The following is a 16,596-nucleotide window of genomic DNA, read 5'->3' as shown; positions in this document are numbered from 1 at the left end:
CCGTTATTTCAACAATCCGCGCGAAATGACAATTCTTTGAATTTCAGATGTTCCTTCATAAATCTGGGTTATTTTGGCATCCCGCATCAGGCGTTCAACGTGATACTCTTTCACGTAACCGTACCCGCCATGAATTTGCACCGCTTCTGTGGTGGTGCGCATAGCTACTTCAGATGCATAAAGTTTTGCCATTGATGATGCCTGGGCATAGGGTTTTCCATGATCTTTAAACCATGCCGCTTTAAGGCACATCAAACGTGCTGCCTCAATTTCAGTAGCCATATCGGCCAGCTTAAATTGGATAGCCTGATGGTCGGCAAGCGATTTACCAAAAGTTTTGCGCTCCTTAGTATATTGCTTGGCCAGTTCATAAGCGCCGGATGCAATACCCAAAGCCTGCGACGCAATACCTATACGGCCGCCATCCAGTACGTTCATGGCAAACTTAAACCCAAAGCCGTCTTCGCCAATGCGGTTCTCTTTAGGCACTTTAACGTCGGCAAACATCAGCGAGTGGGTATCCGACCCGCGTATGCCCATCTTGTTCTCTTTAGGACCAACAGTAAAGCCCGGCATTCCTTTTTCAACAATAAAAGCGTTGATACCATGGTGTTTTTTTTCGGCATCAGTTTGTGCAATTACGATATAGGTAGATGCGCTGCCTCCGCTGGTGATCCAGTTCTTAGTACCATTAAGCAGGTAATGATCGACCATATCAATGGCTGTAGTGCTTTGTGATGTAGCATCAGAGCCGGCTTCCGGCTCCGAAAGACAGAACGCGCCAATGCATTCGCCTTTTGCCAGCGGTACCAGATATTTTTGCTTCTGTTCTTCGCTGCCATATTTCTCCAATCCATAGCATACCAGCGAATTATTCACTGAAACAATTACTGATGTGGATGCGTCAATCTTTGAAAGTTCCTCCATCACCAGCACATATGATATGGCATCCATGCCAGCGCCGCCATATTGCGGAGATACCATCATGCCCAGGAAACCCAGTTCACCAAGTTTCTTAACCTGAGCGGCAGGGAATTTTTGCTGTTCGTCGCGTTCAATAACACCTGGCTTCAATTCTGTTTGCGCAAAATCACGCGCAGCCTGGCGAATCATTTTTTGTTCTTCGGTCAGTTCAAAATACATGGCATAATTAAAAGCATAAATATATAAAAATTACTATGCATGCATAGTAATTTTTATAAACAAAAAAAGAGAGCTTTTTTTGAAGCTCCCTTTCCCCTAATTAATTTAAACTATTGATTAAACCCAAAACAAAGAACAAAAAATCTCAACTTGGGCGTCTGAGAATTCAATTTAATTTTTCACAGGTAGATGTTACTAAATCTTTTATTTTTTCACAGATGATACAGGGCGAATATCTATATACAAATCCTTTGCCATAATTATAAAATTGTGGCATTAATATTTCATGTTTAAACGTTAGTTGCTCATTTTTATAAAAGAATAATATCTGTATATAAAATGTAATGGTGTTATTTTATATTTAGCTTGCACAAAAAATACAATGTATCATATTAGCCGATCCAGTCATGCTTTTAACTGATTTTGAATACCTTAACGACACTAATAGCGCATTTAAACGCAAAGTTGCCTTGCAGATTAAAACTTTACGCAAGCAAAATCAGGTTACCCAGGAGAAGTTTTTTAACGAAACGCACATAAATATTGCCCGGCTCGAATCTGGTATTATTGATATCAGGTTGGAAACACTTCGTAAAATTTGTTATTATTTTAACGTTTCCTTAGCAGGTTTTTTCCAGGAGATATAATAAATTATCATATTTTAAAAAATAAGCTGTCCTAAATTCTATTTTACCATACAGTTGTTGTATTTTAATTCATACACACACCTAAAAAATGAACAGAAAAACCCAATCCTTATCCATAGTTGCCGCCGCGCTTGGCACCTTACTTAGTGCCTGTAGCCAAACCGACAAAACAAAAGCTTACGAAGCCGGCGACCCAGTGATCCATAATATGGATACCACCGTAAAACCGGGCGATGACTTCTTTAAATATGCCAACGGAACCTGGCTCCGCAAAAATCCTATTCCAGCGGCGTACGCTGCCTGGGGCATCGGCAATGTTGTGCAGGAAGAGTTGCGTGACAAGATGAAAAAGATCAACGAGGATGCGCTTAAGGCTAATGCTCCTAAAGGCAGCAACACCCAAAAAATAGGTGATTTTTATTTCAGCGAGATGGATACCGTTAATATCGAAAAACAGGGGCTTGCACCACTGAAAGATGAACTGGATAAAATTGACCGGATAACGGATATCAAAAGCCTGGTTGAGGAGTTCGCACACTTACAAAGGATTGGCGTTACCCAGCCTATCGGCGCTTATGTTGGGCAGGATGCTAAGAACAGTGCAAAGATGGCTTTAGGTTTATACCAATCGGGCATTGGTATGCCTAACCGCGATTACTACTTTAATAAAGATGCGCATAGCGTAGCCATCCGTACCGACTATCAAAATAATTACCTGCCCGCCATATTTAAACTGGCAGGCCTGCCTGCTGATAGGGCAACTGCGGCCGCTGAGAAAACTTATTCGCTGGAAACTTTCCTGGCTGATAGCAGCCGGAAACTGGAAGACCTGCGCGATCCTTATCATAACTATAACAAAATGCCACTTGCCGCGCTGAGCAAGCTGGCCCCGGATATTGACTGGAAACCCACTTTTGAAAAGATGGACTACAAAAATGCCGATACCGTAATTGTAGGACAGCCTGAGTATTACAGAGCGCTTAATAAAGCACTAAAAACTTTTACTATAGATGACTGGAAAAATTACCTGCACAAGAACCTGGTCACTGCTTTTGGACCATACCTGAGCAAACCGTTTGATCAGGAGGTATTTCGGTTTTATGATAAGGTGATTTATGGCAGTACGGCCCAACTCCCACGCTGGAAAAGGGTGCTGGATACTGAAAACGGTTTGATGGGCGAGGTATTAGGGCAAATCTTCGTAAAAGAATATTTCCCCGAAAAGACAAAAGAACGCTATGTAAAACTGGTTGAAGAAATGCGCACCAGCTTTAAAGAGCATATTGAAAAGCTGGATTGGATGAGCCCCGAAACCAAGGAGAAAGCTTACTACAAATTATCAAAAGTTGTCCCTAAAGTTGGTTATCCGGATAAATGGAAGGATTTTTCAACTTTGGAAATTAACCGGGGCCCTTACGCCCTCAACGTATTACGGGCAAACGAATGGTGGCATAATTTCAGTGCAGCTAAATTAGGCAAACCTGTCGACCGTACTGAATGGGATATAACGCCTCAAACCTATAATGCTTACTATAACCCGTCAAACAACGAGATTGTATTGCCTGCCGGCATTTTTACCATTCCCGGCTACAAGGATGAAAATATTGATGATGCCGTCATTTACGGCTATGCTGCTGCCTCAACTATTGGCCACGAAATGACCCACGGTTTTGATGACCAGGGCCGCCAGTTTGATGCTGCCGGAAACCTTAAAGCCTGGTGGAAACCGCAGGATTCGGTAAAATTTAGTCAACGTGCCAAAATGCTTATCGACCAGTTTAATGGTTACAGCATTTATGGTTTGCATGTAAATGGCAAAGCCACTCAGGGTGAGAATATTGCTGACCTCGGCGGCATTGTAATAGGCCTTGACGCGTTCAAAAAAACACAGCAATATAAAGAGGGTAAACTCATTAACGGGCTAACACCCTTACAGCGCTATTTTTTAGGATACTCATTAGGCTGGCTTACGCAGGACAGGAAAGAATCACTTTCGAGCCAGATCCTAACCAATGAACATGCACCCGGTTTTATGCGCGTTAACGGGCCGTTTACCGATGTGCCTGAATTTTACGAAGCTTTTCATATTAAGAAAGGTGATAAGATGTGGATAGATCCGGATAAACGAGTGAAGATATGGTAGCGGTAATGATGTAACTGGCCGTTACATGATCACAATGATTGCGTTTAAAACAGACACGAAGCAACTCCAAACCATACAGGGCGACTGTAAATCGGGATTGCTTCGTGTCTTATAGTTGTAGTTGTATAACTGTAAGTTGTTAATTGTCATTCGTAATATGTATTGTAGCCCTTTTTCAGGATTGTCCAGGGCTACTTCTCATGACGTCCTAACGGTTCCCTACAATATAAACTTCGTGCTTAGGAAATTGGAATCATTGTCATTCACAATTTCATTGATGATGTTTTTGTTGGTTTCGGTCATTTTAGTGGTAACTAATGAGCGGATTGAGAACGACCTTAAGGCATCATGTACCGAAAGTGTACCCTCGGCACTGTCCTTACGCCCGGTGAACGGAAATACATCCGGACCGCGCTGACACTGACTGTTAATGTTTACGCGGCTTACTAAATTCACAAAGGGATCGATCAGTGACGAAATTTCCCTGGCATCATTACTGAAAATACTCACCTGCATACCATGTGGCGAGTCTATCTGGTAAGCGATAGGCTCCTCAATATCTTCAAATGGAATTACTGGGATCACCGGTCCAAATTGCTCTTCGCGGTACAGTTTCATGTTTTCATTAACCGGGTAAACTATGGCCGGGAAAAAGAACGAAGCCGATGTTTCACCTCCGTTTTCGTTAATCACTTTTGCGCCGCTAGCTAAGGCGTCATTTACAATATCGGTAAGGTAAGCCGGTTTATGAGGTTCGGGGAGCGGGGTAAGTTTTACATCCTTTTCCCAGGGCAGTCCGAACTTAAGTTTGGCAACCGCCTCGCTTAATAGTTTTAAAAACTCATCAGCAACGGCTTTATGTACAAATATCACTTTAATAGCAGTACAACGCTGGCCGTTAAATGACAGCGAGCCTAAAATACACTCGCTCACAGCCTGCTGCAGGTCGGCATGTTTGGTGACTATGGCTGCGTTCTTGGCGTCCAGACTTAAAACAGCTCTTAAGCGATTAATTTTAGGGTGACGCTTTTTCAAATCATTTGCTACTTTGCTTGAGCCAATGAAAGCCAGCACATTCACCTTGCCCGATGACATCAGCCCGGGTGTTACCACTGCGCCCCTGCCATAAATGGTGTTCACCACTCCTTTAGGGAATGATTCCTGGAAGGCTTTCAGCAATGGATAATGCAGCAGTGTACCGTGTTTAGGCGGTTTAAATAAAATAGTGTTCCCCATGATCAGAGCGGGGATCAGCGTAGTGAAAGTTTCGTTTAACGGGTAATTAAACGGCCCCATGCAAAGCACTACTCCCAGGGGCGAACGACGGATCTGGGCCACCAGCCCCTCGGCCATTTCAAAGCGTGACGACTGGCGGTCAATATCTTTTAACGCGTCGATGGTGGCATTGATGTATTCAATAGTACGGTCAAATTCTTTAGCCGAATCAGCGTATGATTTGCCTATTTCCCACATCAGCAGTTTTACCACCAGCGTACGTTGTTCGCTCATTTTGTAAATAAAGCGCTCCATACATTTAATACGGTCGGCAATGCTCATGGTGGGCCATTCGCCGCGGCCATTGTCATAGGCTTCAAGGGCGGCATCCAGAGCTTCAAAAGCTTCTTTTTCGGTGCAAACCGGGTAGGTACCTATGAGCTTACGGGTAAAAGTACCGTCTTCCGCCCAAAAACCAACAGGTGAGTAAACTTCACTTACTTCGCCGTTCCATAGTTTCATTTCGCCACCGCTCAGGTATTCGCGCTGGTGTACTTCTTCAATTTGGAATTCGGGGGGAATATTATTTTCATCAATAAAAATTGAACTGAGCTGGGTTTTAAAACTCATATTTTTTCAAGGGTTTGATTTCCCTAAGATAAAAAAAGCCTGCTTTAACAAGCAAGCTTTATGTGTTATAATGTTTACTGATTTTTAATAGCCGAAGGCATTATTGATGATCCGATCCGCCTTCGTGGAAGAATTACCCTTTTGAAACGCCTTTGATTCCCGGTTTCCTGCTTCTTATCAAAATCCTGGTTTAGGGAAGTTAACGCCACCCGCGGCAAGCTCTTTAAGCATTTGTTCCTGAAGGTTTATTTTAGCATTGAGGAAATCGGCAGGATCAACCCAAACATTAATGGTAAACCTTACACAATCGTTATCCAGGCTGATAACGCCCACCCGCGCGGCCGGGTCATGAAGGATATCTTTATTGGCATTTACTACGCCTGTCATGATGGCCTTCGCCTTTTCTATATCATTGTTATAACCTACCCGCAATTCAAAATCAAGACGGCGGCGGCCTTCGCGCGTTATGTTTACAATAACTTCATTAAACAGCTTTCCGTTAGGGATAATGACGGTTTTGTTATCGGCAGTAATAAGTACAGTATAAAACATCTGTATAGATACCACCCTGCCATCCTGACCCTGGGCAACAATACTGTCGTCTATTTCAAAAGGTTTTAACAATAGTATCAGTACGCCACCTGCAAAGTTTTGAAAGGTACCCGATAGGGCCAAACCGGCCGCTACTGAAAATGCACCGATGATGGTAGTGAAGATACTCATCTCCAGCCCTATGATGTTCATTACCCAAATAATGAGTAAAACATATAAAGCTGTAATGGTTAGGCTTAAGAAAAATGGCTGTAGTGATGAATGAATGCCACGCTTCATCATACGCATGCGCAGCCTTGCACGCAAAAACTTAATAAACCATAAACCAATAAAAAATATGATTAGTCCACCTACATAATTAGGGCCGCGGTTAATAAGCCAATGGTGGAACTCAGTGTAAAATTCGTCCAGTTTCATAACTGGGCGCAAAGTTAATAATTATCTATTACTGTACAGGGAAACGAAGAGCTCGGGGCCCTTAAACAACACCCACTCAACCAGTGTGCTTTGTATTTGTTTTGTTTTTTGAGATAGACGTTTCATGACCTGCATTATTCAAATCCTGTGCCTGATTAGTGCTGTATCAGATTTGTTATGCAAAACTACGTATTACGACGCCCCGCGAAGTTGAAAATTAATCAAATGATTAATTAATGACCATTGAATTACCTTAGGATGACTATAAAGCCTCTTTTAAAGCACAAAACCCTGTATGCTTTTGCATACAGGGTTTTGAAAGTATATAAGTTTCTATACACCCCTTCAGGGGCTTGGCGACTCTTACATCATGCCGCCCATGCCGCCGCCCATTGGTGGAGCGCCTGCTTTTTCATCTTCAGGATCATCAGCCAATACAACTTCGGTAGTTAATAACATGGAAGCGATTGAAGCTGCATTTTCTAAAGCAACGCGGCTTACTTTAGTTGGGTCGATAACGCCTGCAGCAATCAGGTTTTCGTATTTATCAGTACGTGCGTTGTAACCAAAGTCGGCAGTGCCTTCTTTAACTTTTTGCACAATGATTGAACCTTCGATACCAGCGTTTTCGCAGATCTGACGTAAAGGCTCTTCGATAGCGCGACGGATGATCTGGATACCAGTGTTTTCATCTTCGTTATCACCTTTAAGATCGGCTAAAGCAGCAACAGCACGGATGAAAGCAACACCACCACCAGCTACGATACCTTCTTCAACAGCGGCACGTGTAGCGTGTAAAGCGTCGTCAACACGGTCTTTTTTCTCTTTCATTTCAACTTCGGTAGCAGCACCTACGTAAAGTACAGCAACACCGCCAGATAATTTAGCTAAGCGCTCTTGTAATTTTTCACGGTCGTAATCAGAAGTTGTTGATTCGATCTGAGATTTGATCTGGCTTACGCGGCCTTTGATCTCTTCTGCAGAACCTGAACCATTGATGATAGTAGTATTATCTTTGTCGATAACGATTTTCTCAGCAGTACCTAAGTAGCTAAGGTCAGCGTTTTCTAATTTGTAACCTCTTTCTTCAGAGATCAAAGTACCACCGGTAAGGATAGCGATATCCTCTAACATAGCCTTACGACGGTCGCCGAAGCCCGGAGCTTTAACAGCAGCAACTTTCAGTGAACCACGAATTTTGTTAACTACCAAAGTAGCTAAAGCTTCGCCGTCAAGATCTTCAGCAATGATCAGTAATGGTTTGCCAGTTTGTACTTGTTTTTCAAGGATGGGAAGCAATTCTTTCATTGAAGAGATCTTTTTGTCGTAGATCAGGATGAAAGGGTTTTCTAATTCAGCTTCCATTTTGTCAGCGTTGGTTACGAAGTAAGGAGAAAGGTAACCACGGTCAAACTGCATACCTTCTACAGTTTTAACTTCAGTTTCAGTACCTTTTGCTTCTTCAACAGTGATTACACCATCTTTACCAACTTTTTCCATTGCTTCAGCAATTAATGAACCGATAACCTCGTCGTTATTTGCAGAGATAGAAGCAACTTGTTTGATTTTGTTATTGTCTTCGCCAACAGTTTGTGACTGTGATTTCAGATTTTCAACAACGGAGGCAACAGCTTTGTCGATACCGCGTTTCAAATCCATTGGGTTTGCACCGGCAGCTACGTTTTTAATACCTGCAGTTACGATAGCCTGAGCTAATACAGTAGCGGTAGTAGTACCATCACCTGCAATATCGGCAGTTTTTGAAGCAACTTCTTTTACCATTTGTGCGCCCATGTTTTCAAGGGCGTCTTTTAATTCAATTTCTTTAGCAACAGTAACACCGTCTTTGGTGATGGCCGGTGAGCCAAATTTTTTGTCGATGATTACGTTACGGCCTTTAGGGCCTAAGGTTACTTTTACTGCGTTAGCAAGGATATCAACACCGCGTTTCAGGGCGTCGCGTGCTTCAACATTGTATTTAACTTGTTTTGCCATGATGTTTTAATTATTGAATTATTGAATTAGCGAATGAGTGATTTGATTTCGCTTTCAATAATCTATTTTTTTTAATTTCTTTGATTTTAAACCAGCGGTTTGAATAGGAATAAATTCACTAATTCAATAACTCACTAATTCACTAATTGGTTAAAGAACTGCGTATATGTCTGATTCACGCATAATTAAGTACTCTTTACCTTCATAGGTAATTTCAGTACCTGCATATTTACCATATAAAACCTGGTCACCAACTTGTACGGTTAAAGGCTCATCAACTTTTCCCTGTCCAACAGCAACGATGGTTCCACGTTGAGGTTTTTCTTTGGCAGTATCAGGAATGAAGATACCTGAAGCGGTTTTCTCTTCGGCTGCTGCAGCTTCCACTACAACCCTATCGCCGATCGGTTTAATGTTTAATGACATAGTTATAACTGTTTATTTTATTTAAGTTTTTCAGCCCGATGTGCAACATCAATTATGCCAAGCGGGTATTATGGCAAGTATTGACAGGCTAAACTGTTTTAATGTCAGCAAAAGGTTATTTGCGTTTTGCAGCTTAACAATTTTTTAACCCGATGGTGTCAGGTTGTCAGTATGACTTAGGGATGACGATAGGGGGATGATGCTTTTAAAAAAAATGTCATTTCCTTTAGAGCAGGGGGGAGGGGTGTGCGGTAGGGCGAAAGAGAAATCTTTTACGCTTTGCAGAGCGATAATGTATGATTTATACAGCGCGAATAAGATTTCTCCTCACTCCCAAGCGTATTCCCTCACTTGTTCGTCGAAATGACAATCAGTTTTTATTGGTCGGGAGCGATTAAGAAAGAATGTTGTATCTGAACGAGTCTTACGCCGTTTTCCTCACCGCTGATAACTTCTTTACTTCATCCTTAGCTTTTGCAAACCATACTTTATTGCTTTTTCGCTCAACAGGGCTTAACTGCGATTGCTCGTTGAGCATATCCGTGAAAATTTGCCAGGCATCGTCATCGCGGCCGGCACGGGTAAGGAACATGCCGTATTCATAGCGGGGCTCAAAATAGGAGTAACGCCCTTTCATCAGTTTAAATTCATTTTCGGCCAACTCTTCCTGGTAAGTAAGCTCAAGCGATTTGGCATACAGGATGTGCGCTTTTGAGCGGGCAAATTGTGGTAGCTTATAAAGCTTTTTAGCAATCGGGATAACCTCATTGTACTGGCCTTTTTCAAAATAAGCTACAATGAGCTTGTGCCATCACATGTTCATTTTCGGCAAAGGCGCCCGTGAGGCTGTTTTGATATATTTCGAGTGCTTTATCGGTAAGCCCGGCTTCCAGATAGGCATCTGCCAATTTAACACGGTTGGCAAAGGTATCAGTAAACCTTACTTCATCTTCAAAGCGTTTGATTTTGGCCCCGGGGTTTATAACAGCCTCAACATTTATTTTAGGTGCACGGATGCTGCGATTGGACAGAATTTCACTGTATATATAATACAAACATCCGAATAATGGTATTACTATAAGAATCCAAAGCCACTTTTGCTGGGTGCCGCGCCGCAGGCTATGAATGATACAAAATGCCTCTAATATCAATATAATATAATAATAATTGCCACCGCCGAAGTACATGCCTGTTTATGATATAAGATTTAGTAATAATCAAAAATAATGAAAATGTACCTGTAAACAAGGGTATTTATAGCTGTAAAATGATTTTTTGCTAATTGTTTGAGTATTCATTAAACGGGATTGATCGGCAGGTAAATAAAAAAGCCACCGGTTATTGTTGCCGGTGGCTGTATGTTAAAATAGCCCTAATTGCCCCTGGTCATCCATGTCGATATCGTCGGGGTTAGTGATCTCAAAATCGATCTTTTTAGGTGGCTTTGGCGACTCTTCAGATTGATTGGCTGGTGTTGCCGGCCCGTCTTCCTGAGAAACTACAGGCTCATCTTGATTTGTATCTGTTGATGCAAGAGTAGCTACTTCGTTAATGTCGGTTTCGGTAGTTTCAGTTGCCCGGTTAATGCCATCACTTATCAGCTCAACTGATTTTACCGGATGTTGTGAAAGGCGGTTGCCCATGGCTTTCATTCCTTTTACATCAATAACATCTGCTAAATTCAGTTCGAGGGTTTCAGGTGTTTGATCTTTGCCTTTCAGGTGCGTCATGCTGATTACCGGCGCGGTGTGACCGATCAATACCATTTTTGATCCGGCTTCTTCACTGATCAGGCTTACCTGCTTACCAACGGCTATGTTTTCAAAAGAGAAACGCTTAACGAGATAGTTTTTGGATTTACCCTCGATGTGCACGATCGAGAATACCGCCTGCGGCTCATACTTTTCGATAAGAATCATCTTATCATCAAAGTGGTTGTTAAGATCAAAGCTGCTTAATTCATAAACGCCATTGCTAAGCACGGTGAGAATGCGGTCGTCACCATCAAATTCGCCCAGGTATTTGCCGCGGCCATCTGCGTTCAGGCGCTTCAGGATATCATCATACCAAATCTTACGTCCGGCCAGCGTTGACACACCCTTGCTTTTTAGTATGATTTTTTTAACCGGGTATTTGGTAATGATATTACCCATCGAACCGCGGCCTTTGATAGCTATAGATGCGAAATCCTCATCAAACTGTAGTTTTTTAAGTTTGGAATGAGGTTTAAGCTGTACGTTCACCACTTCGGCCTCGCCGTTAGGGTTGGCGGTAAAGTACAATACTTTTGAGCCTTTGGTGCCTTTGGTAAGGTCGTATTCCTTATCGCGGGTTACACCCACTACCGAGAATCGTTTGATATAACTGATGCCGCTCTCGCCGTCTTTATATATCATATTATAAACGGTGCGTTCGTCATTCTTTTTAAATACGGCAACGTGAATGATGTCCTTACCTACAAAAACCTTGTCCTGCACTTTGGTAATCATACAGCGCCCATCGCCCCTAAAAACAATGATCTCGTCAATGTCTGAGCAATCGCCAACGTATTCAACCGAGTCATCTTTCTTCAGGCCAGATCCAATAAAGCCGTCGGCCCTGTTAACATATAGCTTGATATTAGCCAATGCTACCTGTGCAGCTTCAACCTTATCAAAGGTGCGCAGTTCGGTTTTGCGCTCTCTGTCCTTACCATATTTATCCTTCAGTTTTTCGAACCAGGCAATGGTATACTCGGTAAGGTGTTTCAGGTGATGTTTTACCTGTTTTATCTCATTTTCGAGCGCCTTCATTTGCTCATCCGCTTTTTTAACATCAAAGCGGGTGATGCTGCTCATAGGTTTATCTATCAGCTTTTTATAATCTTCGGGCTGTATGGTGCGGTAAAACTGCGGAAAGAAAGGCTCAAACAAGCGGTTCAACACTTCCAATACCACTTCAAAATTGCCCGAGTTTTCGTACTCAGGATTTTTATACATCCCTTCCTGGATAAAGATCTTGAGTAATGAACTGAAGAAGATCTTCTCCATTAAATCCTTCAGCCTGATCTCCAACTCCTGTTTTAGCAGATCTTTGGTGAAGAATGTGCTTTCGGTAAGCATATCGTTCACGCTCATGAAGCGCGGCTTATCATCCTGGATTACGCAGGTGTTTGGTGATATGGATACCTCGCAATCGGTAAAGGCATAAAGAGCGTCGATGGTTACATCGGGCGAGATGCCCGGAGCTAAGTGAATAATGATCTCTACATCCCTGGCGGTATTATCCTCAATTTTTTTGATCTTGATCTTACCTTTATCGTTGGCCGAGATCACGCTGTCAATTAAACTGCCGGTAGTAGTGGTAAAAGGTATTTCGGTAATGGCAAGCGTTTTTTTATCGCGCTCAACAATTTTAGCCCTTACCCTCACTTTACCTCCACGCTGACCTTCATTATATAGTGAAGCATCGGCCATGCCCCCTGTCGGAAAATCAGGCATGAGGTTAGGGCGTTCACCTTTTAATACGGCTATGGAAGCATCAATTAACTCAATAAAGTTATGAGGTAAGATTTTGGTAGCCAAACCTACCGCAATACCTTCGGCTCCCTGTGCAAGCAGCAAGGGGAACTTTACCGGCAGAGTAATAGGCTCTTTGTTACGGCCGTCATAGCTGGCCTGCCAAACGGTGGTATCCGGGTTAAAAACAACATCAAGTGCAAATTTTGATAAGCGCGCTTCAATATAACGGGGGGCCGCTGCCGAGTCGCCGGTTACCGGGTCGCCCCAGTTTCCCTGGCAATCAATCAACAGGTTTTTCTGACCAATCTGCACCATCGCGTCACCAATAGAAGCATCACCATGAGGGTGATATTTCATGGTGTTACCTATAACATTGGCGGCTTTGTTAAAACGCCCGTCGTCCATTTCCTTCAACGAATGCAGGATGCGGCGTTGTACGGGTTTTAAACCATCGTTGATATGGGGAACAGCCCGGTCGAGAATTACATAGGATGCATAATCAAGAAACCAATTTTCATATAACCCATCGAGTGAGGCAACGGTGTGGAGTTTTTCTTCATTAGGGTTTGGTGTATCGTTTTGATGCAGATCTTCACTCATTATTCAATAAAAACTTTTGGATTGGTAAAGATACGGATTATGTGCTGATGTGCAGATGAAGTGAGCTACATTTTAATGTCTTGTTAATATTGGTTTATAACAAAATTGTTACGTTTGGGTAGGTTTGCAACAATTACCAATTGCGTGCGTAAAAATTATTAATGTAACAAATAATTGATTGATATTGTCGTTAAAGCATAGCGGTTATTTGAATGCGTGAGGGTGTTGATTAATTAATTTGTTTATATATTTACCTATGGTGCTTTAACCAGGTTTTTTTCCTGGCTGCCCCTTAAATGAAAACTATTTTGAAGTTAACCCGGCCCTTATTGCTTATGGCTTTGTTGTTGCTGTGCTTTACAAAAAGCATAGCTCAGATAAGTCTAAGGCCGTTATATGCCCAAAATAATAAGAAACATACAACAGCGAAGGTTAAGCCTGGCTACTCAAAGCTCAAAACAGCAGGTACAGATCAGTTTAAAGAATTTACCAAGCTTTTGGCTCAGGCCAATGTAATTTATACCCCACCCAGGGGGTTTAAAGAGATTCCCGCTCCCAATGATGAGGATTTTTCATTTGATTATGCGTTGCAGTTGCCGGGGCAGGATTTTGAAGTATGGTTCCAGGTAAAATCCCAGAAACAGAATTATACCAGTTATGAGCAGGGGCAATATGATATTGACCGGGAAACCGAAAATCCCGATTCGATATATATAAACATGAGCAGGGCGCACGCCATAGCCTTTACCGGCGAAAGGGATAACTTTATGCGGAGCATACCGGTTAACGTTTTAAAGAGATATAAAGCTGATGCCGGTAAGTCATACTTGTTAAACCTGCTCGATTTACCCGCTACCAAGCATTATAAATACGCACTGCTTATCGCATTACAGCGTAACCATACAGGCACCATTATGGCTGTTTGTTTTACTAATGATAAAGGCCCCGAGTTTTTTAAAAATGTGGACAGGGCAAGTAATTGCTTGAAGTTTAAGCCGTAGTCCTCGGTGTCATACTAAGCAAAGTTCCTCTCTTGAGAGGGGGCGGGATGGAAACGAGTAATGGCAGGGGTGTGTATTCGATTAGTTTATCAAAATAGAAACACACCCCTCCGCCCCTCTCAAGAGGGGATTCGCACAGCCCTCCCTTTTTTAAGGGTTCCCAATCCCCCAATGTTAATAAGTTGATATTTGCTCTCCGTTAATTCAGGCGGGAAGTTTTATTTTTGCAGTTAGGCGTATTTTTACGCTGTTTAATTTTCTACTTTATATACATGGCAGAACCAGTTAATTATAGTGAAGATAGTATCCGCTCCCTTGATTGGAAGGAGCACATCCGTTTACGCCCCGGTATGTATATTGGTAAGCTGGGCGATGGCTCTGCTTATGACGATGGTGTATACGTACTGCTTAAAGAGATCATTGATAACTCGATAGACGAGTTTGTAATGGGATCGGGCCGTACCATTGAGGTGAACATGAGCGACCATAAGGTATCGGTGCGCGATTATGGCCGCGGTATCCCCTTGGGTAAAGTGATCGACTGTGTATCCAAAATAAATACAGGCGGTAAATACGATAGCAAGGCCTTTCAAAAATCGGTAGGTTTAAATGGGGTGGGTACCAAAGCGGTTAACGCGCTTTCCAACTCATTTACAGTGCAATCATATCGTGACGGCCGCACCAAACTGGCCGAGTTTGCCAAAGGTGAACTGATTCGTGATGAGAGTGAAAAAGATACCACCCAGCGGAATGGTACTGCTATCAATTTTATACCCGATGATACCATTTTCAGACATTACCGGTTTATCCCGGAGTTTGTAGAAAGTATGATCTGGAACTACGTGTTCCTGAACGCGGGCCTTACTATCAATTTTAACAATCAAAAGTATTTTTCGGAACGCGGCCTATATGATTTGCTTACCCGTAATACGGATGCTGAAACTTTACGGTATCCAATTATCCACCTTAAGGGCGAAGACATTGAGATAGCCATGACCCACGGTCAGCAATACGGCGAGGAATATTACTCATTTGTTAACGGTCAAAATACTACCCAGGGCGGTACGCACCAGGCCGCCTTCCGCGAGGCGGTAGTAAGAACCGTACGCGAGTTTTATAAAAAAGAGTTTGATGCTTCGGATATCAGGGCTTCAATTGTTGCGGCTATTGCCATAAAAGTTCAGGAGCCGGTTTTTGAATCGCAAACCAAAACCAAGCTGGGCTCACAAAACGTTGGTCCGGATGGTCCGTCTGTGCGTGGCTTTATTAACGATTTTGTTAAAAAAGAGCTTGATAATTATCTGCATAAAAACACAGAAGCTGCTGATGGCTTGCTAAAAAGGATCCTGCAATCAGAACGGGAGCGTAAGGATATTGCAGGTATTAAAAAACTGGCCAACGAGCGTGCAAAAAAAGCATCATTGCATAACCGTAAACTGCGCGATTGCAAAGTGCATTTTGACGATACGCACGAACGTAAACAAGATACAACGTTGTTCATTACCGAAGGTGACTCTGCCAGTGGTTCGATTACTAAATCGCGCGACGTGATGACCCAGGCTGTGTTCAGCTTAAAAGGTAAACCCCTTAACTGCTTTGGCCTAACCAAAAAGGTAGTTTACGAAAACGAAGAATTTAACCTGCTGCAGCACGCGCTGAATATTGAGGACGGCCTTGATGCTTTGCGTTACAATAACATTGTGATAGCTACCGATGCCGATGTGGACGGCATGCACATCCGCCTGTTGTTGATGACCTTTTTCCTGCAGTTTTTTCCTGATCTGGTAAAGGCCGGTCACGTTTCCATATTGCAAACACCGTTATTCCGCGTACGAAATAAAAAGGAAACCATTTATTGTTACAGCGATGAGGAACGCCGCAATGCCATAGCTAAATTGGGTAATAAACCCGAGATCACCCGCTTTAAAGGTTTAGGTGAAATTTCGCCCGAAGAATTTGGTTTGTTTATTGGTAAAGACATGCGGCTTGACCCTGTAATATTAAGGGATGCCAATGTAAAGGCGCTCCTCGAATATTTTATGGGCAAAAATACTCCAGCCCGCCAAATGCATATCGTTAATAACCTGCGGGTTGAAAAGGATGATGAAACCATCAACCCAACAATAGCTAAAGAAACTGAAGCTGAGGAAGAGTTGCCAGTGGCTGTATAAACCTTGATTTGCCTGATTAGGGGATTTTCCTGAGTTGTGTAACTTAAGAAAATCCCCTAATTTATTTCAAGCCAGTGGTCAGTGTTTTCACCATACCGCACGATGTGGGGCACGATTGCAATAATTGAAATAGCCGTAAAAGTGGTGCGGTGATAA

At 42.7% G+C, this 16,596-nt stretch carries 12 protein-coding genes; 4 read left to right on the top strand and 8 right to left on the bottom strand.

Annotated features, from left to right (window positions below; genetic code table 11):
- Positions 1-3: 3 nt before the first annotated feature.
- Positions 4-1,143 (bottom strand): acyl-CoA dehydrogenase, encoded by a 1,140-nt coding sequence (locus BLP33_RS15810; RefSeq protein WP_090530484.1) that lies wholly within the window; start codon positions 1,141-1,143, stop codon positions 4-6.
- A gap of 407 nt (positions 1,144-1,550) precedes the next feature.
- On the opposite strand from BLP33_RS15810, the gene BLP33_RS15805 reads away from it, so the two are divergent.
- Together BLP33_RS15805 and BLP33_RS15800 are read left to right on the top strand one after the other, a co-directional pair.
- Positions 1,551-1,790, top strand: coding sequence for a helix-turn-helix domain-containing protein (locus BLP33_RS15805; protein ID WP_090530481.1), 240 nt, complete (start codon positions 1,551-1,553; stop codon positions 1,788-1,790).
- Between the two features lie 88 nt (positions 1,791-1,878).
- Positions 1,879-3,933 carry a M13 family metallopeptidase gene (locus BLP33_RS15800; RefSeq protein WP_090530478.1) on the top strand — a complete coding sequence of 685 codons (2,055 nt, stop codon included), beginning with the start codon at positions 1,879-1,881 and terminating at the stop codon, positions 3,931-3,933.
- Between the two features lie 219 nt (positions 3,934-4,152).
- Here the strand turns inward: BLP33_RS15800 and BLP33_RS15795 are convergent, their stop codons facing one another.
- From BLP33_RS15795 to BLP33_RS15765, 7 genes are all read right to left on the bottom strand, one after another.
- A complete protein-coding gene (locus tag BLP33_RS15795; protein WP_090530475.1) occupies positions 4,153-5,778 on the bottom strand; it encodes an NADP-dependent glyceraldehyde-3-phosphate dehydrogenase in 1,626 nt (541 codons plus the stop codon).
- A gap of 177 nt (positions 5,779-5,955) precedes the next feature.
- On the bottom strand, positions 5,956-6,747 hold the full coding sequence (locus BLP33_RS15790) for a mechanosensitive ion channel family protein (protein ID WP_090530472.1): 792 nt from the start codon (positions 6,745-6,747) through the stop codon (positions 5,956-5,958).
- Between the two features lie 363 nt (positions 6,748-7,110).
- A complete protein-coding gene (gene groL / locus BLP33_RS15785; protein ID WP_090530469.1) occupies positions 7,111-8,742 on the bottom strand; it encodes a chaperonin GroEL in 1,632 nt (543 codons plus the stop codon).
- Between the two features lie 150 nt (positions 8,743-8,892).
- Positions 8,893-9,168 carry a co-chaperone GroES gene (groES, locus tag BLP33_RS15780; RefSeq protein WP_090530466.1) on the bottom strand — a complete coding sequence of 92 codons (276 nt, stop codon included), beginning with the start codon at positions 9,166-9,168 and terminating at the stop codon, positions 8,893-8,895.
- A 424-nt stretch (positions 9,169-9,592) separates the two neighbouring features.
- Positions 9,593-9,805 (bottom strand): hypothetical protein, encoded by a 213-nt coding sequence (locus BLP33_RS15775; RefSeq protein WP_090530463.1) that lies wholly within the window; start codon positions 9,803-9,805, stop codon positions 9,593-9,595.
- 145 nt (positions 9,806-9,950) lie between these two features.
- Positions 9,951-10,355: a hypothetical protein gene (locus tag BLP33_RS15770; protein WP_090530460.1), complete on the bottom strand. Its 405-nt coding sequence runs from the start codon at positions 10,353-10,355 to the stop codon at positions 9,951-9,953.
- A 174-nt stretch (positions 10,356-10,529) separates the two neighbouring features.
- Positions 10,530-13,268 carry a DNA gyrase/topoisomerase IV subunit A gene (locus tag BLP33_RS15765; RefSeq protein ID WP_090530457.1) on the bottom strand — a complete coding sequence of 913 codons (2,739 nt, stop codon included), beginning with the start codon at positions 13,266-13,268 and terminating at the stop codon, positions 10,530-10,532.
- A gap of 296 nt (positions 13,269-13,564) precedes the next feature.
- Here BLP33_RS15765 and BLP33_RS15760 point away from each other — a divergent pair, with 296 nt between their 5' ends.
- Complete coding sequence (locus BLP33_RS15760) at positions 13,565-14,269, top strand: hypothetical protein (protein ID WP_090530455.1); 705 nt, start codon at positions 13,565-13,567, stop codon at positions 14,267-14,269.
- 272 nt (positions 14,270-14,541) lie between these two features.
- Positions 14,542-16,440, top strand: a complete 1,899-nt coding sequence (locus BLP33_RS15755; protein ID WP_090530453.1) for a DNA topoisomerase IV subunit B — start codon at positions 14,542-14,544, stop codon at positions 16,438-16,440.
- Positions 16,441-16,596 lie beyond the last annotated feature (156 nt).

The sequence above is a fragment of the Mucilaginibacter sp. NFR10 genome (genome assembly GCF_900100445.1).
Classification (GTDB): Bacteria; Bacteroidota; Bacteroidia; order Sphingobacteriales; family Sphingobacteriaceae; genus Mucilaginibacter; species Mucilaginibacter rubeus.
This window is presented reverse-complemented; position numbering and strand designations above follow the sequence as displayed.